Raw genomic sequence first — 22,808 nt, 5'->3', positions numbered from 1 at the left:
AGGGCGGGCCCGGCCCGCCACCCCACCGAACAGGAGTGCATGACATGCCGACCCAGATCAGACGCGCCGATTACGCCGCCATGTTCGGCCCCACCGTGGGCGACCGGCTGCGCCTTGCCGATACCGACCTGATCATCGAGGTCGAACGCGACCTGACCGCCGAGGCGGTCGGCGCGGCCATGACCGGCGGGCAGGGCGGTAACGCGCTGTCCTATGGCGAAGAGGTCAAGTTCGGCGGCGGCAAGGTGATCCGCGACGGCATGGGGCAATCCCAGGCGACGCGGGCGCAGGGCGCGGTGGATACCGTGATCACCAACGCGCTGATCGTCGATCACTGGGGGATCGTGAAGGCGGATGTGGGGCTGAAGGACGGGCGTATCGCCGCCATCGGCAAGGCGGGCAACCCCGACACGCAGCCCGGTGTGACCATCGTCGTCGGACCGGGGACCGAGGTAATCGCCGGCGAGGGGCGCATCCTCACGGCGGGCGGGTTCGACAGCCATATCCATTTCATCTGCCCGCAGCAGATCGAGGATGCGCTGCATTCGGGGCTGACCACCATGCTGGGCGGCGGCACCGGGCCCGCGCACGGGACGCTGGCCACCACCTGCACGCCGGGGCCGTGGCATATCGGGCGGATGCTGCAGGCGGCGGATGCCTTTCCGATGAACCTGGCCTTCGCGGGCAAGGGCAATGCCAGCCTGCCCGCCGCGCTGGAGGAACAGATAAGGGCCGGGGCCTGCGCGCTGAAACTGCATGAGGACTGGGGCACCACCCCCGCCGCCATAGATTGCTGCCTGACGGTCGCCGACGATTGGGACGTTCAGGTGATGATCCATACCGACACGCTGAACGAATCCGGCTTTGTCGAGCATACGGTCAAGGCCATGCAGGGCCGCACCATCCATGCCTTCCATACCGAGGGCGCAGGCGGTGGCCATGCGCCGGACATTATCAAAATCTGCGGCGAGGCGCATGTTCTGCCCAGCTCGACCAACCCGACGCGACCGTTTACCGTGAACACGATCGAGGAACATCTCGACATGCTCATGGTGTGCCACCACCTCGACAAGTCGATCCCCGAGGATGTGGCCTTTGCCGAAAGCCGCATCCGGCGCGAAACCATCGCGGCCGAGGATATCCTGCACGACATGGGCGCCTTCAGCATCATCGCGTCGGACAGCCAGGCGATGGGCCGCGTGGGCGAGGTGATCATCCGCACCTGGCAGACCGCCGACAAGATGAAGAAGCAGCGCGGCCGGCTGCCCGAGGAGCAGGGCGAGAACGACAATTACCGCGTGCGCCGCTACGTGGCGAAATACACCATCAACCCCGCCATCGCGCATGGCGTGTCGGATCATATCGGCAGTATCGAGCAGGGCAAACGCGCCGACCTTGTGCTGTGGAACCCGGCCTTTTTCGGGGTGAAGCCCGAGATGGTGCTGCTGGGCGGCTCGATCGTGATGGCGCAGATGGGCGACCCCAATGCCAGCATTCCCACGCCGCAGCCGGTCTATTCCCGGCCGATGTTCGGGGCCTATGGCCGCTCGGTGGAAAACTCGGCCGTCACCTTTGTCTCGGGCGCGGCGCAGGCCGACGGGATCGGCGAACGGCTGGGGCTGGCCAAGCGGACGCTTGCGGTGTCCGATACCCGCGGCATCGGCAAGCGCGACCTGATCCTGAACGACGCCCGCCCCGAGATCGAGGTGAACCCCGAAACCTACGAGGTGCGCGCCGATGGCGAGTTGCTGACCTGCCAGCCGGCCGAAGTGCTGCCGATGGCGCAACGCTATTTCCTGTTCTGAGGTAACCAGATGACCGACCTTCCCCTTGCCCAGACCCTTTACCGTGCCGGACACTGGTCGGGCGATGCCGCCACCGTCACGCTGGATTACGACGCGCGGTTCCTGCGCCGCAAACGGCTGGTGACGGATGACGGAACGCCCTTCGTGGTGGACCTTGAACAGACCACGTCGCTGAACCCCGGCGACGCGCTGGCGCTGAACGATGGCAGGCTGGTCGCAGTCGCGGCGGCGGACGAGCCTGTGCTGATCGTGACCGGGGAGAACCTGGCGCGGCTGGCATGGCATATCGGCAACCGCCACACGCCCTGCCAGGTGGAAACCGGGCGCCTGCTGATCCAGCGCGATCCGGTGATTGCGCATATGCTGGCGCATCTCGACGCCACCGTGACCGAGGGGCAGGAGCCGTTCACGCCCGAGGGCGGCGCCTATGGTCATGGCCGCACCCACGCGCATGAACACGGCCACAGCGCCCATGACCATTCGCATGGTCATGCCCACTGATCCCCGCCTGCTGACGCTGGCGCAATGGCTGTCGCCCAGCTTTCCCATCGGGGCCTTCGCCTATTCGCACGGGCTGGAGGCGGCGGTGCAGGCGGGATGGCTGCGGGATGCGGATGCGCTGCAGGAATGGCTGACGGATGTGCTGACCGAAGGCACCGGGCGGTCGGATGCGATCTGGCTTAGCTGCGCGATGGGGGCTGATGGTGCTGCGCTCCCGGCGCTCGACGCGCAGGCGCGCGCCTTTGCCGCCAGCGCCGAACGCCTGCGCGAGGCGGAACGGCAGGGCGCGGCATTCGCGCAGGCCGTCAACACGGTCTGGGGGCTGGATGTGCCGCCCATCCTGCTGCCGCTGGCGGTCGGCGCGGCGGCACGGCAGGCGGGGATACCGGAGGGAGAGGCGGTGGCGCTTTACCTTCATGCCTTCGTGTCGAACCTGACCTCGGCCGCGATCCGGCTGATCCCGCTGGGCCAGACCGAGGGGCAGCGGGTGCTGGCGGCGCTGATCCCGCTTTGCACCCGGATCGCGGACGAGACACGCGGGCTGACGCCCGGTGACATTCATTCCACCTGTTTCCTGTCCGACATCGCGGCGATGCGGCACGAAACCCTTGAGACGAGGTTGTTCCAGTCATGACGAAAATGAACGGCCCCCTGCGGATCGGTATCGGCGGCCCGGTGGGGGCGGGCAAGACGACGCTGACCGCGCGCCTTGCCGAGGTGCTGAAGACCCGGTTCTCCATCGGCGTGATCACCAACGATATCTACACGCAAGAGGATGCCGAGGCGCTGATGCGGATGCAGATTCTGCCCGCCGACCGGGTGATCGGTGTGGAAACAGGCGGCTGCCCGCACACCGCGATCCGCGAGGATGCCAGCATCAACCTTGCCGCCGTGGCGGAAATGGTGGCGCGGCACCCGGATGTGGAAATCGTGCTGATCGAAAGCGGCGGCGACAACCTGTCGGCCACCTTCAGCCCGGAACTGGCCGACCTGACGCTCTATGTCATCGACGTGGCCGCGGGTGAGGAGATCCCGCGCAAGGGCGGGCCGGCGATCACGAAATCCGACCTGCTGGTCATCAACAAGACCGACCTTGCCCCGCATGTCGGCGCATCGCTTGAGGTGATGGAGCGCGATGCCACGCGGATGCGCGGCGGGCGGCCCTTCGTCTTTACCGCGCTGCGCCACGGGGAAGGGGTGGATGCCGTCGTGGCGCAGATCGTCGCGCTTGCGGGGCTGGCGGCGCGGAACGCCGCCGAATAGCGCCTACATCAAGGAGGGCAGGTAGAGCACCAGCCCCGGCACCGCCAGCAACAGTGCCAGCCGCACGATATCCATCGCCCAGAACGGCGTGACCCCCTTGAAGATCGTGCCGGTCGACACGTCGCCGACCACGCCTTTCAGGACAAAGACGTTCAGCCCCACGGGCGGGGTGATCAGGCTGATTTCCGTAACCACGACCACGATGATGCCGAACCACACCGGATCGAAACCCAGCCCCGTCACCAGCGGGAAAAAGATCGGCACGGTCAGCAGCAGCATCGACAGGCTTTCGAACACGCAGCCCAGGATGATGTAGATCAGCAGGATCACCGCCATCACCATCCATGGCGACAGGCCGAGGTTTCCGACCATCGCGCTCAGCGCCTCGGGCAGACCGGCGATGTTGACAAAGTTGGAAAAGATCCACGCCCCGATCAGCACCGCGAACAGCGAGGCGGTGGTCATCGTGGTTTCCGCCAGCACCTCGCGGATATCCGTCAGGGACAGGCTGCCACGCAGCAGCGCGATAAGGAATGCACCCATCGCGCCCATGCCGGCCGCCTCGGTCGGCGAGAATGTCAGATGGATCGGCCAGAAATCCAGGATGCCGTAAAGCCCGCCGATCACCAGCCCGAACAGCAGCAAGACCGCCCAGACGCCCTTGATCGCTTTCCAGCGCCCGGCCCAGTCGGTGCGGGTGCCGGCGGGGCCGGAGTCGGGGTCGCGGGCGACGGTGATGCGCACGGCGACCAGGTAGAACAGGATGCCAAGCGCGCCGGGAATGATGCCGGCGATGAACAATTGCCCGATCGAGGTTTCGGTCAGGATGCCATAGATCACCAGGATCACGCTGGGCGGGATCAGGATGCCCAGCGTGCCGCCCGCCGCGATCGAGGCGGTGGACAACCCGTCGGAATAGCCGAACTTGCGCATTTCCGGCATTGCGACCTTGGACATGGTCGCCGCCGTCGCCAGCGACGAGCCCGAGATCGCAGCGAAACCGCCGCAGGCCACGATGGTCGCCATCGCCAGACCGCCGCGCATATGGCCCAGAAAGGCGTTGGAAACCGCATAAAGCTCGCGGCTGATACCGCCCTTGTTCACGAACAGCCCCATCAGGATGAACAGCGGGACGACGGACAGCCCGTAATCCTGGCTGGTGTCGATGATCAGCCGCGCCGCCATCGAGATCGCGCCGCGCCAGCTGGTTTCGATCATGTAGCCGACCAGCCCCACCAGCCCCATGGCAAAGGCGATGGGCATACGCAGCAGCACCAGCACAAGAACGGCGGCGAAACCGATAAGCGATTCAGTCATTACGGATCAGTCTCAGCTTGGAGGGGGCAAACAGGATCACGGCGCCGCGCAGGATCAGCACCAGCGCGGTGGCAAAGCTCATGATCGCGATGAACCACCCGATAAGGTAGGTCGGGATGTTCAGGTATTCGGTCTGGTCGCCATAGCTGCGCGCGCGCTGGGCCAGGTCGACCACACGGCTGGCCGGGAAATACAGCATCACGCCACAGGCCAGGTTGACGATCCCGTCGCGCCACCGCGCAAGGCGGAACCGGGCAAAGATCGGGTCCAGCAGATCGACCGAGATATGCTGCCCGCGTGCGGACAGCAGCGGCAGGGCCGAGAACACGATCACCGCGATGGCGATGCGGGTCAGTTCGGTCGCCGCCTCGATGGGCGCGTTGAAGGCCGACCGCAGGATCACATCGCAGAATGTCAGAACCATCAGCGCGAAAAGCGCGATCGAGGCGACAAGGATGGGAAGAACGGCGGCCAGCTGGGCAAGGCGTTTCAGCAGGATCATGCGGGCGGCCCGGATTGGGGGGCGGGGCCGCGCGCGGCGGCCCCGTCCGCGTGGGTTTACATGGATGCCTTGGCCATTTCGGCCTTGACCATCTCATACGCGGCCTGGGCGTCGATGCCGGTTTCGGCGATCTCGGCCAGGATCTTTTCGCGCACGCGGGCAGCCATCTCGGCGAATTTCGCCTGGTCTTCCCCGGAGGCGGTGACGATCTTGTTGTCACCCGCCGCCAGGGTCGCCTCGCGGGCGCTGTCGTCGCTGACATCCCATGCCTTGCCCATCATGCGGCTGAAGGGCTCGCCGAACACGTTATCCTCAAGCGCCTTCTGCGCGGCCTCGGGCAGGCTGTCGAAACGCTCCTGGCTCATCAGCACGGCGAAGGAGCCGCGATAGAACCCGCCGGGCATTTCATAGACGTTCTTGGCAACCTCGTTCAGCTTGAAGCTGATGCGCTCGCCCATGTTCATTGCCACGGCATCGGCCGCGCCGCTGTCGAGCGTTTCATAGACCTTGGGCGCGGGCACCTGGATGCCGACAAGGCCCAGCTCGGCGCCGACATCGGCCGACACGCCGCCGCCCAGGCGGGTTTTCAGCCCGTTAAGATCGTCGAGCGTTGCGACCTCCTTGTTCGAATGGATTTGGCCGGGGCCATGGGTGGTCAGGCCGATCAGCTTGACGCCGCGATGTTCGTCGATCTGCGCCAGATGCGCCTCGTGCACACGCCAGTAGGCGACCGAGGCCGCCTCGGCATTGCCCTCGTAGCCCGGCAGTTCGATCAGCTTGGTGGCCACGAAACGGCCCGGCTGGTAGCCGTGAAAGATGATCGTCACGTCCGCCGCGCCGTCCATCACCAGGTCCATCTGCGCTGGCGGCGGGGCAAGGCCCATCTTGATCTCGGCGGTCACCTCGCCGCCCGTGGCCTCGGCCATCATGTCGGCAAGGCCCTGCAGCATCTCGGTGTTGATCGGATGTGCCGGCGGCAGCCAGCTGGAAATCACCAGGTTTTCCTCGGCAAAGCTGGCGGTGGCGGCGGCCACGGCAAGCGCGGCGCTGGCCATGAGCTTGGTCAGTTTCATCTTCTTACCTCCCGTTTGTGTGCCGGATCGGTTGCGTCCGGCTATTATATGCAATTTCATATATCCACAGAATCACTGGCTTGTGAACCTGTATTTTGTAAAATCGACCACACGGTCGGTTTTTCTGTCAAGAAATTGCTGACCGTACAACCCGAAGGGAGGACGCCATGACCGCGCCGCAGATAACCGCCGACAAGGTCCGCGCATTCGACCTGGCCGCGCCGCCGGCCGGGTTCGTGGACGACCCGTTCCCCTGGTATGCCGCCCTGTTGGAGCACGCCCCGGTCCTGCCGCAGCCGGACGGGTCGGTCCTGCTGTCGCGCCATGCCGACCTGGAGCGGATCTACAAGGATACGGGACTGTATTCCTCGGACAAGAAGGTGGCCTTTGCACCGAAATTCGGGGCGGGCAGCCCGCTTTACGAACATCACACCACCTCGCTGGTGTTCAGCGATCCGCCGCTGCATACGCGGGTGCGCAAGATCATGACCTCGGCGCTGACACCCCGCGCGATCCAGCGGGTGGAGCCGGGGCTGATCGCCACGGTGGATCACCTGCTGGACCGGATGGCGGGCAAGGATCGGGTCGACCTGATCGAGGATTTCGCCAGTTCGATTCCGATCCAGATCATCGGCAACCTTCTGGACGTGCCGATGGACGAACGCGGCCCGCTGCGCGACTGGTCGCTGGCGATCCTCGGCGCGCTGGAACCCACGCTGAGCGACGCGCAACTCAAGCGCGGGCATGACAGCGTGACCGAGTTCAAGACCTACCTGGAGGATCTGGTCGCCCGCCGGCGGGCCAGCCCCGGCGACCCCGAAACCGACGTTCTGACCCGGCTGATCCGCGGCGAAGGGGCCGATGCACAGCTTAGCGAGATTGAGCTTTTGCAGAACTGCATCTTCATCCTGAACGCGGGCCACGAGACGACGACCAACCTCATCGGCAACGGGCTGGCGCTGCTGGGCGACCATCCGCAGGAAAAGGCGCGCCTGCTGGACGACCCGGCCCTGATCGCCCCCGCGATCGAGGAGTTCCTGCGCTACGCCTCGCCCAACCAGCTTGGCAATCGCGAAACCACGCAAGACATCGAAATCGACGGGCTGAGCGTGCCGAAAGGCACCAACCTGCACCTGGTGATCGGCGCGGCGAACCGCGATCCGGCGGTTTTCGACGATCCGCAAAGGTTCGACATCACCCGCAAACCCAACCGTCACCTGGCATTCGCCGGGGGGCCGCATGTCTGTGTCGGTCTGACGCTGGCGCGGCTTGAGGGGCGGATCGCCATCGGCCGCCTTCTGAACCGTTTTCCGAATTATCGGATCGCCGAAGGGCGTGAACTGGGCGGGCGGATGCGGTTCCGGGGCTATGCGAAACTGCCGGCGGTGATGGGATAGCGGCCGCCTATTCCCGGCTTTCGGGGTCCAGCGTTTCCAGTAGCGCGGCCAGCGCGGGTTTCAGCCGCGCGCCATCGCCGCCTTCGAGGATCGACAGCAGCCGCGCCTCATGCAGGCGGGCCTCTTCGACCAGCGTTGCCGACAGGCTCCGCCCCGTGTCGGTCAGCCAGACGCGGACGCGGCGGCGGTCCTGCGCGTCGCCCTGCCGGGTGACCAGCCCGCGCTCCTCCATCTGGATGATGATCTTGGTCAGGCGCGACTGTTCGATCAGCGATATCCGGGCCAGCCGCGTGATCATCTCGCCATCGCGGTCGTGCAGCCAGGCCAGCACCCGCCATTCCGGCACGCGCAGCCCGGTCTTGCGCACCCGGGCGTGGAACTGGGCGCTTGCCGCCTCGCTTGCCGCGGCCAGCAGATACAGCAGGTAGTTCGAGACGAATCCCTCGTCCCGATCTTCGATATCCTGCTCGATCGCGGGGCTGTCCTGCATTGCATGTCCTTTGTCGCGGGCCCCTCCAAAAGCGGGAAATACCCGAAAAGTCAACGAAAAGGGCCGGCAAAACGGCGGAAAGAAAAGTCTTGACCGAATTTATATGAATTTTCATACTTATTGACAAGGGAGACGCGATCATGACGAAACAGACGCTGCGCGTGACACGGATACGGCCGCTGACCGGGCGGATTTCCGAATTCACGCTGACCGCCCCGCAGGGCGCCGCCCTGCCCGCATGGGCGGCCGGCGCGCATATACGTGTCGATGTGGATGGCGGCGACCGGGCCTATTCGCTGATCGCGTGGGATGACGCGTGCGACGCGCCCGGCCAGTATACCATCGCCGTTCAGCGGGAAGAGGATGGCGCGGGCGGCTCCGCATTCATGCACGCGCTGGCCGAGGGCGACGAGGTGCAGGCCGCCGCACCGAAATGCGATTTTCCCGTCACGCCCGACGCGCCCGCGGTGCTGCTGGCGGGCGGGATCGGGATCACCCCGATGATCTCGATGGCTGCCGCGCTCAGGGCGGCGGGCACGCCCGTCGCGCTGCATTATGCCGGGCGCTGCCGCGATGCGATGGCGTATGGTGAGGAGCTGGCCGGGATGCTGGGCGGTGATCTGCATATCCATTGCGACGACGACGACTCTGCGCTCGACCTCGATACGCTGATCGGGGGTGTGGGCGACCGGCACCTCTATATCTGCGGCCCCAAGGGGATGATCGACGCGGCGCGCTCAAAGGCCGAGGCCGCGGGCATCCCCGCCGACCGCGTGCATGTGGAGTTGTTCGACAATGGCGGCGCGGGGCAGGCGGGGGACCAGCCCTTCGAGGTTCAGATCGCCTCGACCGGGCAGACCTTCACCATCCCGCCGGGCAAGTCGATCATCGAAGTGCTCGAGGAAGGTGGGATCGACCTGATCTACGATTGCCAGCGCGGCGATTGCGGCATCTGCCAGACCGAGGTGAGCGAGGGCACGCCCGACCACCGCGACGTTGTGCTGTCGGACGCCGAAAAGGCCGAAGGCAAGGTCATGCAAATCTGTGTCAGCCGGGCGAAATCCGCGCGGCTGGTCCTGGACCTGTAAGGGAGGACGAAATGGGACGTTACACCGACAATCCGCAAGCGGTCGCAGCCCTTGTGCGCGGGCGCGAAGTGCACCGCGATGTCTATATCGACCCCGAGGTTTTCCGGCTGGAGATGAAACATCTTTTCGCCAACGCCTGGGTGTTCGTCGGCCATGACAGCCAGACCCCGAACAAGGGCGATTATTTCACCACGCAGGTCGGCGACCAGCCGGTGATCATGGTCCGGCATACGGATAACGAGATCAAGGTTCTCTACAACCGCTGCCCGCACAAGGGCACCAAGATCGCCATCGACCGCACCGGGAATACCGGCAAGTTCTTTCGCTGCCCCTATCACGCCTGGTCGTTCAAGACCGATGGCTGCCTTTTGGCGATCCCGCTGAAAAAGGGCTACGAGGGCACCGGGCTGGAGGATCAGAAAACCGGCAACGGCATGAAGGCGGTGGGCGCGGTGCACAATTACCGCGGCTTCGTTTTCGCGCGTCTGGCCGAAGAGGGGATCTCCTTCGAAGAATTCTTTGGCGGCGCGCTCTCGTCGCTCGACAACATGATCGACCGTTCGCCCGCCGGCCGGTTGGAGGTCGCGGGCCCGCCGCTGCGCTACATGCACCAGTGCAACTGGAAAATGCTGGTCGAGAACCAGACCGACACCTGCCATCCGATGGTGGCCCATGAAAGCAGTGCAGGCACCGCCGTGCGGATCTGGAAGGAACTCGGCTATTCCGAGGATGATCCGAAACCGCCCGCGATGGAGATCATCGCCCCCTTCATGTCGCCCTATGAATTCTTCGAAAACATGGGCATCCGCACCTGGCCCAACGGGCACGGGCACACCGGCGTGCATCATTCGATCCACTCGGATTACTCGGCCATTCCGGGCTATTTCGAAAAGCTGGTCGATGCCTATGGCGAGGACAAGGCAAAGGCGATCCTGGCGGAGAACCGGCACAACACCGTCTATTTCCCCAACATCATGATCAAGGGGCCGATCCAGCAATTGCGCGTCTTCATCCCGCTGGCCGCCGACAAGACGCTGGTGGAAAGCTATATCTATCGCCTTGTCGATGCGCCGGACGAGCTGACCGCGCGCACGGCGATGTATAACCGGATGATCAACGCCCCCACCTCGATCGTGGGGCATGACGACCTGGAAATGTACGAACGCGCGCAAGAGGGGCTGCATGTCGACGGATTGGAATGGGTCAATGTTCAGCGCCTCTATGAAGAGGACGAGGATTTCGACGAAGAGCGGGTCGAGAACGGCACCACCGAACGCCAGATGCGCAACCAGTTCCATGCCTGGGTCAGGTTCATGACCGCCGACATGGGCGGCAAGGAGGCAGCCGAATGACCATCACGCGCGATGACCTGATCGATTTCATCTATGCCGAGGCCCGGATGCTGGACGAAGGCCGCTATGACGACTGGCTGGACCTGTGGCTGCCCGACGGGCACTACTGGATGCCGCTGGACTGGAAGCAGGAAGATCCGCTTCACGTGACCTCGCTGCTTTACGAGGATATGTTCATGCTGAAACTGCGGGTCGAGCGTCTGAACGGTGCGCGCACCTTCAGTCAGAAACCCAAAAGCCGCTGCCACCACGTGATCCAGCGCCCGTTTGTAGACGAGATGGACGAAGGCGCGGACCGTTATGTCACCAACACCAGCATGCATTACGTGGAAACGCGGCTGGACGACCAGTTCCTGCTGGCGCTGACCGCCACGCATGAGCTGACGCTGGTCGATGGCAAGCTGCGTATCGCGAACAAGCGGGTCGACCTGCTGAACTGCGACGCGGCCTTCGGCAATATCCAGCTTCTGCCATGATTGCGGCCGGTTGCCCCAGTATTCACGCGGCCTTTGCCGCCAGCGCCGCGCGCTGGCCGGACCGCGATATGCTGTCCGTTTTGCCGGAAACCGCCAAAGTTTACGGGATCGCAGCCGAGAGTATACCATACAGTATGGTTCTGGCGCAGGTGGATGCCATTGCCGATACACTGGCGCAGGCAGGCTATGGCGCGGGGCACCGCGTCATGGTCCTGCTGGAAAACCGGCCCGCGTTCTTCCTGTGGTTCCTCGCGCTCAACAGGATCGGCGCGTCCATCGTTCCGGTGAACCCCGACCTGCGCGCGGCCGAGCTGACCTATATGATCGGCCATGCCGAGCCTGCCCTTGCCGTGGCGATCCCGTCGCGGGTAACGGAGCTTTCGCAAGCCGCGAAAGAGGCCGGCATCGTGATGCCTGTCGTCACGCCGGACGATCCGTTGCCCGGCCCCCGCGCCGGTGCGCAACTGGCGCAGGGCTTGGGCGAAAAAGCCGAAGCCGCAATGCTTTACACCTCGGGCACCACGGGGCAACCCAAGGGCTGTGTGCTGCCGAACGAGTATTTCCTGATGGCCGGTCGCTGGTATGCCGGGGCGGGCGGGCTTTGCGCGCTGTCCACCGAAGGCGAGCGGATGATCACCCCGCTGCCGATCTTTCACATGAACGCGATGGCCTATTCGCTGATGGCGATGATTGCCGTGGGCGGCTGCCTGACGGTGCTGGACCGGTTCCACCCGCGCACATGGTGGCAATCGGTGCGCGACAGCCGCGCCACCTGCCTGCATTACCTTGGCGTCATGCCCTCGATGCTGATGGGGATGCCCGAAAGCCCGGATGACAGGAACCATACGGTAAGGTTCGGTTTCGGCGCCGGTGTCGATCCCAAGCTGCACGAAACCTTCGAGGCACGGTTCGGCTTTCCCTTGGTCGAGGCATGGGCGATGACCGAAACGGGCGCGGGTGCGGTGATCTGCGCCAACGACCTACCGCGCCGCGTCGGCGAAAGCTGCCTGGGCAAGCCGGGCCCGGAGCTGGAAATACGCATCACCGACGAACATGGCAACGACACCGGCGGCGCGCCCGGCGAATTGCTGGTGCGCCACGCGGGCGACGATCCGCGCCGGGGTTTTTTCGCCGAGTATTACAAGAACCCCGCCGCCACGGCCGAGGCATGGGAAGGCGGCTGGTTCCACACCGGCGACATCGTGCGGCAAGACCCGGACGGGTCCATGTTCTTTGTCGACCGCAAGAAGAACGTGATCCGCCGCTCGGGCGAAAATATCGCCGCGGTCGAGGTGGAATCGCTGCTGATGCGCCACCCCGCCATCCGCTCGGCCGCGGTGGCCGCCGTGCCCGACCCGGTGCGCGGGGACGAGGTGTTCGCCTGCCTTGTCGTCGATGATCCGTCTGCCGAACTGGCCGGGGATATCACGCGCTGGTGCCTGACGCAGCTCGCCTATTACAAGGCGCCGGGATACATCGCGTTCGTCGATGCGCTGCCACTGACCGCAACCCAGAAAATCCAGCGTGGCCAGCTAAAGGCGATGGCCGCTGACCTGCTGGCCGCGCCCGGAACCCACGACCAGCGTCCCCTGAAAAAACGGAGCGCGGCATGAGCGGCGCCCCCTATGACGGTATCGTTCTGACCTGCCCGGTCACGGTGCCCTATGTGCGCTATTCCAACGAAACCGCCCATTGGTGGATCGCGCGGGGCCTGCGCGGTACGCTGGATGCGGCGGGGCTGAAGCCGGGGCAGATCGACGGGCTGTCGGTCAGTTCCTTCACGCTTTTTCCCGACACGCCCGTGGGGCTGGCGCAGCATCTGGGCCTCAGCCTCCGTTACCTCGATACCATCCCGATGGGCGGGGCCAGCGGCGTCGTCGCTGCCCGCCGCGCCGCCCGTGCCGTGCAGGCGGGCGATGCCGATATCGTGGCCTGCGTCGCCGGCGATGCCAACCGCATCGACAGTTTTCGGCAATTGCTTTCGGCTTTTTCGCGCTTTTCGCTCGATGCCGCATACCCGTACGGCTACGGCGGGCCGAACGCGACATTCGCGCTGATCATGGACGCCTACATGGCAGAATACGGCGCCCGGCGCGAAGATTTCGGCCGCATTGCCGTGGCCCAGCGTGCCAACGCCCTGCGCAACCCGCACGCGCTGATGAAAAAGCCGCTCAGCCTCGATGACTACCTGAACGCCCGCATGATCTCGGACCCCGTGGCGCTGTTCGACTGCGTGATGCCCTGCGCCGGGGTCGAGGCGTTCCTTGTCATGCGCGAGGACGAGGCGCTGCGCCGCAACCTGCCCTTCGCCCGCATTCGCGGCAGTATCGAACGCCACAACGCCTATGCTGGTGACCCGGTGCAACTGCGCGGCGGCTGGGCGGTGGATATCGACACGCTTTATGCGCAGGCCGGGTGCGGGCCGCAGGATATGGACCTGCTGCAAACCTATGACGATTACCCCGTGATCTCGATGATGCAGATCGAGGATCTGGGTTTCTGCGAAAAGGGCGGCGGCGCGGAATTCGTGCGCACCCATGACCTGACGATCGGCGGCGATTTCCCCCACAACACCAGCGGCGGGCAATTGTCGACGGGTCAGGCCGGGGCTGCGGGCGGATACCTTGGCATGGTCGAAGCGATCCGCCAGGTCACCGGGCAGGCCGGGCCGACACAGGTGGCCGATGCGCGGCTGGCGATGGTATCGGGCTTTGGCATGGTGAATTACGATCGCGGCGTCTGTTCCGGCGTGGCGATACTGGAGGGCGCCGCATGACCCTGCCATACCCGAAAAAGAAAGACCCGCAGAAACGCACGGTTGTGCCCACCCTGCCGCCGGCGATGCGTTCGCGCGCCGCGCTGGGCCTCTCGGTCGCTGCGGCCGAAGGGCGGTTTGCCCTGCAGCATTGCGGCGAATGCGGCGCGGTGCAGTATCCCCCGCGCGACGCCTGCCATGCCTGCCTGTCGCACGACCTGTCCTGGAAAGATACGAAGCCGTATGGAAAGTTGCTGGCCGAAACCCGCATCCACGCCTCGCCCGATCCGTATTTCCGCGAACGCCTGCCCTGGCGCATGGGCAGCGTGCAGCTCAAGGCCGGGCCGGTGGTGCTGGCGCATCTGGTGGGCGTCGGGCGCGGCGACAGGGTGCGGGTCGATCTCAGGCTGGACCGCGCGGGGCAGGGCGTGATGGTGGCCCTCCCGGAACACAGGAGCGACGATATGGAAGACGACCCGGTACTGCGCGCGATGGGCACGCACCCGAAACACCGCCGCGTCCTGATCTCGGACGCCACCCACCCGGTGACCCGCCCGCTGATCGACGCGCTTTTCGCGGCGGGGGCGGCGCATGTCTTTGCCGGCGTGCCCGAGATGTGGCGCCGCCCGCACGGGTTGTCGGCGCTGGACGGGCTGGAGAATGTCAGCCTCCTGCCGCTCGACGTGACCGACCCGCAAAGCCTGAAAGAGGCCGCGTCCGAGATCGGCGGCAAGGTCGATATCCTGATCAACACCGCCCGCCATATCCGCCCCGGCGGTGTGCTGGGCCACGACACCACCGCTGCCCGCGACGAGATGGAGGTGAACGCGCTGGGCCTGATGCGTCTGGCGCAGGCATTCGGCCCCGGTATGGCCGGGCGCACGGCGGATGGCGTCAACTCGGCGGCGGCCTTCGTCACGATCCTGTCGGCGCACGCCCTGTCGCCCGATCCGGCCTATGGCGCGTTCAACGCCAGCCAGGCCGCCGCGCGTTCGGTCGCGCAGACGCTGCGCGCGGAATTCGCGCCCTCGGGCCTGCGCATGGCCTGCGTCTATACCGGCCCGACCGAGGATGAGTGGCACCAGCCTTTGCCGCCGCCGAAGGTCGCGCCAAAGGCGCTGGCCCGCGCCGTCGTGGACGGGCTGCAACAGGGGCTTGAGGATATCTTTTGCGGCGACGTGGCCCGCGACCTGGCCGACCGCTGGCGCAGCGATCCGGGCCTGTTGGAACGCGAAATCACGGGGGGCGGAGCATGAGCGTGCTTGACCGACTGACCGGCGCGCTGGCCGGTGGCGACGTGCGGGTGGTGGACCTGACCCACCGGCTCGATCCCGATTTCCCGGTGATCGTGCTGCCGCCCGAATTCGCGCAATGCGCCCGGTTTCGGATGGAAGAGGTCAGCGCCTATGACCATCGCGGCCCGGCATGGAAATGGCACAACCTCACGCTGAACGAACATACCGGCACGCATTTCGACGCGCCGATCCACTGGGTTTCGGGGCGCGACTGGCCCGGCGGCGCGGTCGATGAAATCCCCGCCGAACACCTGATCGGCCCGGTCTGCGTGATCGACTGTTCCGCAGGCACGGCGCAGGACGACGATTTCGAACTGACCCCCGAAATCATCGCCGCGTGGGAGGCCGAACACGGCCCCATCCCCGCCGGGGCCTGGGTGCTGATGCGCACCGACTGGTCGCAACGGACCGGGGCCGAATACCTGAACATGGCCGAAGACGGGCCGCATTCCCCCGGCCCCACCCCCGATGCGATCCGCCTGCTGCTGGAGCGCGACATTCGCGGTTTCGGCACCGAATGCGTGGGCACCGATGCCGGGCAGGGCGCGCATTACGACCCGCCTTATCCCGCGCATTTCCTGTTGCACGGGGCGGGCAAATACGGGCTGCAATGCCTGTGCAACCTCGACCTTTTGCCGCCCACGGGCGCGGTGCTGATCGCGCCGCCGCTCAAGATCAGGGGCGGCACCGGCAGCCCGCTCAGGGTGCTGGCCCTCGTGCCCGGAGGATCGCAATGACCGAGTATACCGCCGTCATCACCGGGGCGTCGAAAGGCATCGGGCTGGACCTTGCGCAACGCCTGCTGGATCGCGGCTACCGTGTGATCAACCTGTCGCGCAATGCACCCGGTTTCACCCATGACCGCTTCGAAACCCTGCCTGTCGACCTGCTGGATGCCGATGCAGTTTCGGCCACCGCGGCGCAACTGGCCGGCCGGGGCGTGACCCACCTGATCCACAATGCCGGGCTGATCTGGCCAAACCTCGTGGAAGCGGCCGAGCCCGGCGACATCACCGGCCTTGCGCAGCTACATCTCGGCGCGGCGCTGACGCTGCTCAAGGCGGTGCTGCCGGGGATGAAGGAACGCCGCTTTGGCCGGGTGCTGTTCAACGGCTCGCGCGCCGCGCTGGGCGTGCCGACGCGCACCGCCTATGCCGCGACCAAGGCGGGCATGATCGGCATGGCGCGCACCTGGGCGCTGGAGCTGGCGCCGCACGGGATCACCGTGAACGTGGTGGCGCCGGGGCCGATCCAGACCGACAATTTCTGGGGTATCATCCCCAAGGGATCGGACCGCGAGGTGGAACTGGCGGGCCGCATCCCCGTCGGCCGCCTTGGCACGACGGCGGATGTCTCGAACGCCTTCCTGTTCTTCTGCGCGCCGGAAACCGGGTTTGTCACCGGGCAGGTTCTTTATGTCTGCGGCGGGGCCAGCGTGGGCACGATCAGCCTTTAACCGGCCATCGCGCGCAGCACCTGCCGGATCACGCCGCGCACCGCCACCGTGGCGGGCGACAGCGACCGGTCGCGCGCGGTGATCAGCGTGATCTCGCGCGCGATCACCGGGTCGGTCAGCGGCACGGCGCGGATCGGCCGGGTGCCCACCGCCGCGCGGGCATAGGCGGGCAGCACCGCGCAGCCCAGCCCCCCGGCCACCAGCGCCAGCGCCGTGCCGATCTGGTGCACCTCGTAACGTGGCCGCAGCGGCAGTTGCGCGGTTTCGAATCCAACCTCGGTCAGCAGGCGGATGCCGCTTTCGCGGGTCAGCGTGATCAGGTCCAGCCCGGCCAGCGCCGTCCAGCCCATGCGGTCCGGCCCGTCCCCGGACGGAACAAAGGCCATCAGCTCGTCGCGCAGAACGGGCAGCCGGTCGAACCCGTCCGCAGCTGGCGGGAAGGTGCCCAGCCCCAGGTCGGCCTGCCCGCCGCGCACCTGCTCCATGATCGCGTCGGTGCCCAGGTCGGCGATCCTGACCTCCAGCCCCGGATGGTTCTCCGCGATCCCGGCCAGCGCCCGTGGCAGCGCCGTCCATGCCAGCAACGGCGGGGCGGCCACCCGCACCGTGCCGCGCCGCAACAGGCGCAGATCCTGCACCTGCTCGACCGCGCGGCCGATCTCGTCCAGGCCCGCCAGCGCCGAGGCGGCAAAGGCCGTGCCCGCCTCGGTCAGGTCCACCCGCCGCGTCGTGCGGTCGAACAGCCGGGTGCCAAGCGCGCTTTCCAGGTCGCGGATCACCTGCGACAGCGCGGGCTGCGAGGTATCCAGCCGCTCGGCCGCGCGTGAAAAGCTGCCAAGCTCGGTCACGGCGCGGAAGGCTTCGATCTGGCGCAGGGTGATCTTCATGGAGCTTTTATATCATATGGCTTATGAATTTATAGATCATGTCGTGATTGCCCTATGAAATTGCCTGCGGCCTAATGGTCGTATGGATGGAAGCGACAACAGAACCGGCGCGCGTCGCTGGATCGGGCGGGCCATGCCCCGGCGTGAAGACCCTGCGCTCTTGCGCGGGCAGGGCCGGTTCGTCGACGATATCGCGCCCGAGGGCTGTGTTTTCGCCGAGTTCCTGCGCAGCACGGTCGCCGCGGGAGCGATTACCACGCTCGAAGTGGCGGATGCGCGTGACATGCCGGGGGTTCTTGCCGTCTATACCGCTGCCGATCTGGGCGATACCGGCGCCTCTGCGGTCAACCGCCTGATCCCGGACGCGCCTGTGCGCCCCTTCGATATTCTGGCACGGGATCGCGTTACTTCCGTGGGCCAGCCCGTCGCCGCGATCGTTGCCGAAACGCGCGAGGCCGCCCGCGATGCGGCCGAAGCCATCTGGCTGGATATCGAGGACGGTGAAACCCCGGACCGGCCGCAAACTGTCGCCCGTTGGCAGGGTGGCAAAGCCACGGCGAACGCGGCCCACCGGATCGCTGCCCGGGTCGATCACGCCCGCGTCGCCCCTTTTGCGCTGGAACCCCGCGCCTGCCTGGCCGAGCCGGTGGGCGATGGCCTGCGCGTGTGGATGTCGACGCAAACCCCCTTTCGCGGGCGGGACGATCTGGCGCGCATTTTGAACATCGCGCCGGACCTGGTGCAGGTGATCGCGCCCGATGTGGGCGGCGCCTTTGGCGGTAAGGCCTCGATCTACCCCGAGGACGTCATGGTGGCCCTTGCCGCGCGCGATCTGGGCCGCCCGGTCAAATGGGCCGCCACGCGGTCCGACGATTTCATGGCCGCCACGCAGGGGCGCGGCGCGGCCTCGTCGGGCACGCTGGATTGCGATGGTGACGGGCGTTTCACCGCGCTGGAGGCGCAGCTGCATTTCGATCTGGGAAGCTGGACGCCCTACAGCGCCTACGCGCCCGCGCGCAACGCCGGGCGTATCCTGCCGGGGCCTTATGCCATTCCGGCGGTTTCGGTGGATCTGGACGCGGGCTTCAGCGCCACCGCGCCGATGAACATCTACCGGGGCGCCGGGCGGCCCGAGGCGGCGATGCTGATCGAACGGCTGGTCGACAAGGCGGCCCATGCGGCGGGGTGCGATCCGCTGGAGATCCGCCGCCGCAACCTGCGCGACGGGCGCAACCCGGGGCCGGGTGTGACGGGCGAATGGATCGACACGGGCGATTACGCCGCGCTGCTGGATGCGCTGGAAAATCGCGCGGTTTACGCGCAAAAGCGCGCGGTTCAGGCCACCCGCCGCGCCGCGGGCGAAGTCGTGGGCATCGGCACCGCGCTTTATATCGAACCCTGCGGGCAGGGCTGGGAAACCGCGCGCGTCGCATTGTTGCCGGACGGGGCGTTCGCGGCCCACACCGGCAGTTCGGCGCAGGGGCAGGGGCGGCAGACCGCCTGGGCGCAGATCGTGGCCGAGGCACTGGGCGTGACACCCGACCGGGTCGCGGTGGGCGAGGGCGATACGGCTGACCTGCCCGATGGCATCGGTGCTCTGGCCAGCCGCTCGACCGCGATCGGCGGCAGCGCGATGATGCGGGCGTCGGAAAAGCTGCGCGCGCAGATCGCCGCGGCGCTGGGGATCGACCGGATGGAAAGCGATCCCGATGGTGTGTGGGTGCACGGCACCCATCTGGGCTGGGCCGACATCGCCGCCCGCCTGCCCGAAGCCGCGCGCCTGGCCGAAGAGACATTCACCGCCCCGCACGAGGCATGGGCCAGCGGCGCGGCGCTGGCGCAGGTTGCCATCGACCCCGACACCGGCCGCGCCACGGTCGAGGATATCACCTGGATCGACGATGCCGGCCATGTCGTGAACCCGCTGCTGGTCGAGGGCCAGCTATGGGGCGGGCTGGCGCAGGGGCTGGGCTGCGTGCTGTCCGAGCGCGTGGCCTATGACGGCGACGGGCAATTGCTGACCGGCAGCCTGATGGATTACGCCGTGCCCCGCGCCGCGGACATGCCGCGCGCTGTGACGCTGGACAAGTTGCCCACCCCCAGCGCGGCCAACCCGCTGGGCGCCAAGGGCGTGGGCGAGGCCGGGTGCATCGCCATTCCGCCCGCCGTTCTGAACGCATTGCAGGACGCGATCCTGCCCTTCACCGACAAGGATCTGCCGCTGCCCGCAACGTCGGAAACGCTGTGGCGCGCGATCAACACCCCCGAGGAGATGACATGAAATATTCCCGCAAGGACGCCAAATCCCACTCGCGCGAAACCATGCGCGGCATCTGGGCCGCGGCGCTGATGCCGTTCCGTGCCGACGGCGCGATGGACGAGGACGGATTTCGCGCCAACATGGCACACTGGATCGACGATCTGGGCATCGACGGGTTCTTCATCGCCGGCAAACAGGGCGAGTTCTTTTCGATGTCGCTGGACGAGCGCAAACGCTGTTTCGACCTGGCGGTGGAGTGTGCGGGCGACAAGGCGCAGACGATCATGTCGTGCTCGGACCAGAACATGGACGTGGTGATCGACCTTGCGCGCCACGCGCAGGAGTGCGGCGCCGATTACATCGTGGTGCACGCGCCCGTCCTGCATTTTCTGAAAGAACAGGACGAAACCCTGATCCGCTATTACGAAACCATCGCGGAAAAGGTGGATATCGGTATCGCGCTCTGGTCGCATCCCGACAGCGGCTACCTGATGTCGCCGGAACTGTGCGCGCGGCTGGCCGAGATCGAAACGGTGGTGGCGATCAAGTATTCCGTCCCGCGCGAGATGTATAAGCGCCTGACCGAACTGGCGGGCGACAAGATTCTGGTTTCCACCGCCAGCGAAGAGGAATGGCTGGACAACATACTGGAACTGGGCTGGCAGCTTTATCTCTGCTCGTCCCCGCCCTACCTGATCCAGACCGCGCAGGACCGGCGGATGAAAGACTATACCGAGCTTGCCCTTGCCGGAAAGGCCGATGCGGCGCGCAAGGTCTGGGACAGCCTGCAGCCGGTGCGCCAGGCGCTGAAATCCACCCGCCCGGCCGAGAAACCGCACGCGCATCAGAAATACTGGCAGGACCTGCTGGGCCAGACCGGCGGCCATGTGCGCGCGCCGATGCTGGAACTGACCGATGAAGAAAGGGCCGCGACACGCGCGGCGTTCGAGGCTTGCGGGCTCGGAATGTGACAGGGCCCGCGAGTTATGAAAGAGTGAAACCAAAACGATAAAGGGGAGACGCAAGATGGCCCGTTTGGCTGCGTTCAATTTCAAAAGCTGGATCGACGAGCATCAGCACCTGCTGAAGCCGCCCGTCGGCAACAAGATGGTGTTCGAGGACAGCGACCTGATGGTCACCGTCGTCGGCGGGCCGAACAAGCGCACCGATTACCACGACGACCCGGTGGAAGAGTTCTTTTACCAGCTCAAGGGCGACATGCTGCTCAAGCTGCACGATACCGAAAGCGGCGAATTCTACGACGTGCCGATCCGCGAAGGCGATGTGTTCCTGTTGCCGCCGCATGTGCGCCATTCGCCCCAGCGCCCGCAGGAGGGCTCGGTCGGGCTGGTGATCGAACCCAAGCGGCCCGAGGGTGCGCTGGACGCGATCGAATGGTATTGCTTCGACTGTGGAACCCGCGTGCACCGCGCCGAGGTGGACCTTGTGTCGATCGTCGACGACCTGCCGCCGATCTACCAGGCGTTCTATGCCGACGAAGAGGCGCGGACCTGCCCGAATTGCGGCACCGTGCACCCCGGCAAGGAGCCGCCCGAGGGCTGGGTCAGGCTGTAAGAGATATTTCAGGCTTGAAGTTCATCAGAGATACTTTAGGCTTGAAATAAATTCGGGGATTCGAACCCCGCTTCAATCAGGGTCAAAAAGGCCCGTCCAACTGGGAGAAAGTCATGAAACCAAGCTCTGTCATCAAGGCAAGTGTCATTGCCGCCTTCGCCGCCGTTACCCCGGCGCTGGCCGAGGATGCGGTCAGGATCGGCGTCATCACCACGCTTTCGGGGCCCGCGGGTTACCTGGGGCAGGATGTGCGCGACGGCCTGCAACTGGCCATCGACATGGAAGGCGGCACGCTGGGCGGCGTGCCCGTGGAACTGGTGGTCGAGGATGACGGGCTCAAGCCCGGCAACGGCCGCCAGATCGCCGAGAAATACATGAGCGACGAAGGCATCAAGCTGCTGACCGGCATCATCTTTTCGAATGTCGCCGGCGCCACGGTGCCCGATATCGTCGACAATGGCGCGCTCTATATCAGCCCCAATGCAGGCCCGTCGAACCTGGCCGGCAAGGGCTGCCACGAAAACTATTTCGTGGTGAGCTGGCAGAACGACGCCCTGCACGAGGCCGCCGGCGCGGCCGCGAAAAAGCTGGGTTACACCAAGGCGTTCGCGCTGGCGCCCAACTATCAGGCGGGCAAGGACGCCATCGCGGGCTTCAAGCGCACCTTCGGCGGCGAGGTCGTGGGCGAGGTCTATACCCAGCTTGGGCAGACCGACTATTCCGCCGAAATGGCGCAGATCCGCGCCGCCGATCCCGAGGTGGTGTTCCAGTTCCATCCCGGCGGCATGGGCATCGCGTTCCTGCGGCAGTACCAGCAGGCGGGCCTTCTGGGGACGATCCCGATGGTTCTGTCCGAGCCCTCGACTGACGCGGTGGTTCTGAACGCGGTGGGCGAAGCGGCCGTTGGCATCACCGCCACCGCGCACTGGAACCGCGATTTCGACAACGAGGCGAACAAGGCCTTCGTCGCCGCGTGGGACGAGAAATACGACCGCCCGATCACCTACTACGCTTCGCAGGGCTATGACACCGGCCTGCTGATCGCCTCGGCGCTGCGCGAAACCGGTGGCGTCGACGATATCGACGCCCTGCGCGAAGCCGTGCGCAAGGCCGATTTCGACTCGGTCCGCGGCGCGTTCAGCTTTGGCAAGAACCAGCATCCGGTGCATAACTGGTATCAGCTGGATATCGTTGCGGGCGAAGACGGCAAGCCGATGGCCGTGACCAAGGAAGTGCTTCTGGAAAACTACGGCGATTCCTACGCCGATCAGTGCGAAATGTAAGCACGCAGCCCCGGCCCGCGTGGCCGGGGCCTG

At 66.0% G+C, this 22,808-nt stretch carries 22 protein-coding genes; 17 read left to right on the top strand and 5 right to left on the bottom strand.

Annotated features, from left to right (window positions below; translation table 11 throughout):
• Positions 1-44 precede the first annotated feature (44 nt).
• Genes ureC through ureG form a run of 4 tightly spaced genes read left to right on the top strand, consistent with a single transcriptional unit; the run spans position 45 to position 3,569 of the window.
• A complete protein-coding gene (ureC, locus tag F3H87_RS13070; RefSeq protein ID WP_149788286.1) occupies positions 45-1,805 on the top strand; it encodes an urease subunit alpha in 1,761 nt (586 codons plus the stop codon).
• Between the two features lie 9 nt (positions 1,806-1,814).
• Positions 1,815-2,306: an urease accessory protein UreE gene (ureE, locus tag F3H87_RS13065; RefSeq protein WP_149788287.1), complete on the top strand. Its 492-nt coding sequence runs from the start codon at positions 1,815-1,817 to the stop codon at positions 2,304-2,306.
• The gene (locus tag F3H87_RS13060) at positions 2,296-2,940 is read left to right on the top strand and encodes an urease accessory protein UreF (RefSeq protein WP_149788595.1); all 645 of its coding nucleotides are present in this window, start codon (positions 2,296-2,298) and stop codon (positions 2,938-2,940) included. Before ureE ends, F3H87_RS13060 begins: the two co-directional genes overlap by 11 nt.
• A complete protein-coding gene (ureG, locus tag F3H87_RS13055) occupies positions 2,937-3,569 on the top strand; it encodes an urease accessory protein UreG (protein ID WP_149788288.1) in 633 nt (210 codons plus the stop codon). Before F3H87_RS13060 ends, ureG begins: the two co-directional genes overlap by 4 nt.
• A 3-nt stretch (positions 3,570-3,572) precedes the next feature.
• On the opposite strand, the gene F3H87_RS13050 is transcribed toward ureG, so the two are convergent.
• From F3H87_RS13050 to F3H87_RS13040, 3 genes are read right to left on the bottom strand one after another with little or no spacing between them, the layout of a single operon-like run.
• Positions 3,573-4,886, bottom strand: a complete 1,314-nt coding sequence (locus F3H87_RS13050; protein ID WP_149788289.1) for a TRAP transporter large permease — start codon at positions 4,884-4,886, stop codon at positions 3,573-3,575.
• The gene (locus F3H87_RS13045) at positions 4,879-5,388 is read right to left on the bottom strand and encodes a TRAP transporter small permease (protein ID WP_149788290.1); all 510 of its coding nucleotides are present in this window, start codon (positions 5,386-5,388) and stop codon (positions 4,879-4,881) included. The genes F3H87_RS13050 and F3H87_RS13045 overlap by 8 nt, the downstream gene beginning before the upstream one ends.
• Positions 5,389-5,444: 56 nt before the next feature.
• On the bottom strand, positions 5,445-6,461 hold the full coding sequence (locus F3H87_RS13040) for a TRAP transporter substrate-binding protein (protein WP_149788291.1): 1,017 nt from the start codon (positions 6,459-6,461) through the stop codon (positions 5,445-5,447).
• A 167-nt stretch (positions 6,462-6,628) separates the two neighbouring features.
• On the opposite strand from F3H87_RS13040, the gene F3H87_RS13035 reads away from it, so the two are divergent.
• Positions 6,629-7,858: a cytochrome P450 gene (locus F3H87_RS13035; RefSeq protein WP_149788292.1), complete on the top strand. Its 1,230-nt coding sequence runs from the start codon at positions 6,629-6,631 to the stop codon at positions 7,856-7,858.
• Between the two features lie 7 nt (positions 7,859-7,865).
• Here F3H87_RS13035 and F3H87_RS13030 read toward each other — a convergent pair whose 3' ends face one another.
• Positions 7,866-8,348, bottom strand: coding sequence for a MarR family winged helix-turn-helix transcriptional regulator (locus F3H87_RS13030; protein WP_149788293.1), 483 nt, complete (start codon positions 8,346-8,348; stop codon positions 7,866-7,868).
• Between the two features lie 140 nt (positions 8,349-8,488).
• Here F3H87_RS13030 and F3H87_RS13025 point away from each other — a divergent pair, with 140 nt between their 5' ends.
• From F3H87_RS13025 to F3H87_RS12990, 8 genes are read left to right on the top strand one after another with little or no spacing between them, the layout of a single operon-like run.
• A complete protein-coding gene (locus F3H87_RS13025; protein WP_149788294.1) occupies positions 8,489-9,436 on the top strand; it encodes a PDR/VanB family oxidoreductase in 948 nt (315 codons plus the stop codon).
• Positions 9,437-9,447: 11 nt separating this feature from the next.
• Positions 9,448-10,788 (top strand): aromatic ring-hydroxylating dioxygenase subunit alpha, encoded by a 1,341-nt coding sequence (locus F3H87_RS13020; RefSeq protein WP_149788295.1) that lies wholly within the window; start codon positions 9,448-9,450, stop codon positions 10,786-10,788.
• On the top strand, positions 10,785-11,264 hold the full coding sequence (locus tag F3H87_RS13015; protein ID WP_149788296.1) for an aromatic-ring-hydroxylating dioxygenase subunit beta: 480 nt from the start codon (positions 10,785-10,787) through the stop codon (positions 11,262-11,264). Before F3H87_RS13020 ends, F3H87_RS13015 begins: the two co-directional genes overlap by 4 nt.
• A complete protein-coding gene (locus F3H87_RS13010; protein WP_149788297.1) occupies positions 11,261-12,877 on the top strand; it encodes an AMP-binding protein in 1,617 nt (538 codons plus the stop codon). Before F3H87_RS13015 ends, F3H87_RS13010 begins: the two co-directional genes overlap by 4 nt.
• Positions 12,874-14,040 (top strand): thiolase family protein, encoded by a 1,167-nt coding sequence (locus tag F3H87_RS13005; RefSeq protein WP_149788298.1) that lies wholly within the window; start codon positions 12,874-12,876, stop codon positions 14,038-14,040. Before F3H87_RS13010 ends, F3H87_RS13005 begins: the two co-directional genes overlap by 4 nt.
• Complete coding sequence (locus F3H87_RS13000; RefSeq protein WP_149788299.1) at positions 14,037-15,275, top strand: SDR family NAD(P)-dependent oxidoreductase; 1,239 nt, start codon at positions 14,037-14,039, stop codon at positions 15,273-15,275. The genes F3H87_RS13005 and F3H87_RS13000 overlap by 4 nt, the downstream gene beginning before the upstream one ends.
• A complete protein-coding gene (locus tag F3H87_RS12995) occupies positions 15,272-16,051 on the top strand; it encodes a cyclase family protein (protein ID WP_149788300.1) in 780 nt (259 codons plus the stop codon). Before F3H87_RS13000 ends, F3H87_RS12995 begins: the two co-directional genes overlap by 4 nt.
• Complete coding sequence (locus F3H87_RS12990; protein ID WP_149788301.1) at positions 16,048-16,770, top strand: SDR family NAD(P)-dependent oxidoreductase; 723 nt, start codon at positions 16,048-16,050, stop codon at positions 16,768-16,770. Before F3H87_RS12995 ends, F3H87_RS12990 begins: the two co-directional genes overlap by 4 nt.
• Here the strand turns inward: F3H87_RS12990 and F3H87_RS12985 are convergent.
• Complete coding sequence (locus F3H87_RS12985) at positions 16,767-17,657, bottom strand: LysR family transcriptional regulator (protein ID WP_149788302.1); 891 nt, start codon at positions 17,655-17,657, stop codon at positions 16,767-16,769. The two genes, F3H87_RS12990 and F3H87_RS12985, sit on opposite strands and share 4 nt — an antisense overlap.
• A gap of 133 nt (positions 17,658-17,790) precedes the next feature.
• Here F3H87_RS12985 and F3H87_RS12980 point away from each other — a divergent pair, with 133 nt between their 5' ends.
• From F3H87_RS12980 to F3H87_RS12965, 4 genes are all read left to right on the top strand, one after another.
• On the top strand, positions 17,791-19,938 hold the full coding sequence (locus F3H87_RS12980; protein WP_223228057.1) for a xanthine dehydrogenase family protein molybdopterin-binding subunit: 2,148 nt from the start codon (positions 17,791-17,793) through the stop codon (positions 19,936-19,938).
• Entirely contained in the window at positions 19,935-20,888 is a 954-nt protein-coding gene (locus tag F3H87_RS12975) for a dihydrodipicolinate synthase family protein (protein WP_149788304.1), read from the top strand. Before F3H87_RS12980 ends, F3H87_RS12975 begins: the two co-directional genes overlap by 4 nt.
• A gap of 55 nt (positions 20,889-20,943) precedes the next feature.
• Entirely contained in the window at positions 20,944-21,492 is a 549-nt protein-coding gene (locus F3H87_RS12970; RefSeq protein ID WP_149788305.1) for a 3-hydroxyanthranilate 3,4-dioxygenase, read from the top strand.
• A gap of 113 nt (positions 21,493-21,605) precedes the next feature.
• Positions 21,606-22,775, top strand: coding sequence for an ABC transporter substrate-binding protein (locus F3H87_RS12965; RefSeq protein WP_149788306.1), 1,170 nt, complete (start codon positions 21,606-21,608; stop codon positions 22,773-22,775).
• The last annotated feature ends 33 nt before the right edge of the window (positions 22,776-22,808 follow it).

This window comes from Lutimaribacter pacificus (assembly GCF_900142185.1).
GTDB lineage: Bacteria > Pseudomonadota > Alphaproteobacteria > Rhodobacterales > Rhodobacteraceae > Lutimaribacter > Lutimaribacter pacificus.
Note: the sequence above shows the minus strand (reverse complement) of the source record. Positions and strands in the feature narration are given on the sequence as shown.

Excerpts from the sequence above, each read along its gene's own strand:
- ureC (WP_149788286.1), top strand. The coding sequence starts at position 45 with ATGCCGACCCAGATCAGACGCGCCGATTACGCCGCCATGTTCGGCCCC.
- ureE (WP_149788287.1), top strand. The coding sequence starts at position 1,815 with ATGACCGACCTTCCCCTTGCCCAGACCCTTTACCGTGCCGGACACTGG.
- F3H87_RS13060 (WP_149788595.1), top strand. The coding sequence starts at position 2,296 with ATGCCCACTGATCCCCGCCTGCTGACGCTGGCGCAATGGCTGTCGCCC.
- ureG (WP_149788288.1), top strand. The coding sequence starts at position 2,937 with ATGACGAAAATGAACGGCCCCCTGCGGATCGGTATCGGCGGCCCGGTG.
- F3H87_RS13050 (WP_149788289.1), bottom strand. The coding sequence starts at position 4,886 with ATGACTGAATCGCTTATCGGTTTCGCCGCCGTTCTTGTGCTGGTGCTG.
- F3H87_RS13045 (WP_149788290.1), bottom strand. The coding sequence starts at position 5,388 with ATGATCCTGCTGAAACGCCTTGCCCAGCTGGCCGCCGTTCTTCCCATC.
- F3H87_RS13040 (WP_149788291.1), bottom strand. The coding sequence starts at position 6,461 with ATGAAACTGACCAAGCTCATGGCCAGCGCCGCGCTTGCCGTGGCCGCC.
- F3H87_RS13035 (WP_149788292.1), top strand. The coding sequence starts at position 6,629 with ATGACCGCGCCGCAGATAACCGCCGACAAGGTCCGCGCATTCGACCTG.
- F3H87_RS13030 (WP_149788293.1), bottom strand. The coding sequence starts at position 8,348 with ATGCAGGACAGCCCCGCGATCGAGCAGGATATCGAAGATCGGGACGAG.
- F3H87_RS13025 (WP_149788294.1), top strand. The coding sequence starts at position 8,489 with ATGACGAAACAGACGCTGCGCGTGACACGGATACGGCCGCTGACCGGG.
- F3H87_RS13020 (WP_149788295.1), top strand. The coding sequence starts at position 9,448 with ATGGGACGTTACACCGACAATCCGCAAGCGGTCGCAGCCCTTGTGCGC.
- F3H87_RS13015 (WP_149788296.1), top strand. The coding sequence starts at position 10,785 with ATGACCATCACGCGCGATGACCTGATCGATTTCATCTATGCCGAGGCC.
- F3H87_RS13010 (WP_149788297.1), top strand. The coding sequence starts at position 11,261 with ATGATTGCGGCCGGTTGCCCCAGTATTCACGCGGCCTTTGCCGCCAGC.
- F3H87_RS13005 (WP_149788298.1), top strand. The coding sequence starts at position 12,874 with ATGAGCGGCGCCCCCTATGACGGTATCGTTCTGACCTGCCCGGTCACG.
- F3H87_RS13000 (WP_149788299.1), top strand. The coding sequence starts at position 14,037 with ATGACCCTGCCATACCCGAAAAAGAAAGACCCGCAGAAACGCACGGTT.
- F3H87_RS12995 (WP_149788300.1), top strand. The coding sequence starts at position 15,272 with ATGAGCGTGCTTGACCGACTGACCGGCGCGCTGGCCGGTGGCGACGTG.
- F3H87_RS12990 (WP_149788301.1), top strand. The coding sequence starts at position 16,048 with ATGACCGAGTATACCGCCGTCATCACCGGGGCGTCGAAAGGCATCGGG.
- F3H87_RS12985 (WP_149788302.1), bottom strand. The coding sequence starts at position 17,657 with ATGAAGATCACCCTGCGCCAGATCGAAGCCTTCCGCGCCGTGACCGAG.
- F3H87_RS12980 (WP_223228057.1), top strand. The coding sequence starts at position 17,791 with ATGCCCCGGCGTGAAGACCCTGCGCTCTTGCGCGGGCAGGGCCGGTTC.
- F3H87_RS12975 (WP_149788304.1), top strand. The coding sequence starts at position 19,935 with ATGAAATATTCCCGCAAGGACGCCAAATCCCACTCGCGCGAAACCATG.
- F3H87_RS12970 (WP_149788305.1), top strand. The coding sequence starts at position 20,944 with ATGGCCCGTTTGGCTGCGTTCAATTTCAAAAGCTGGATCGACGAGCAT.
- F3H87_RS12965 (WP_149788306.1), top strand. The coding sequence starts at position 21,606 with ATGAAACCAAGCTCTGTCATCAAGGCAAGTGTCATTGCCGCCTTCGCC.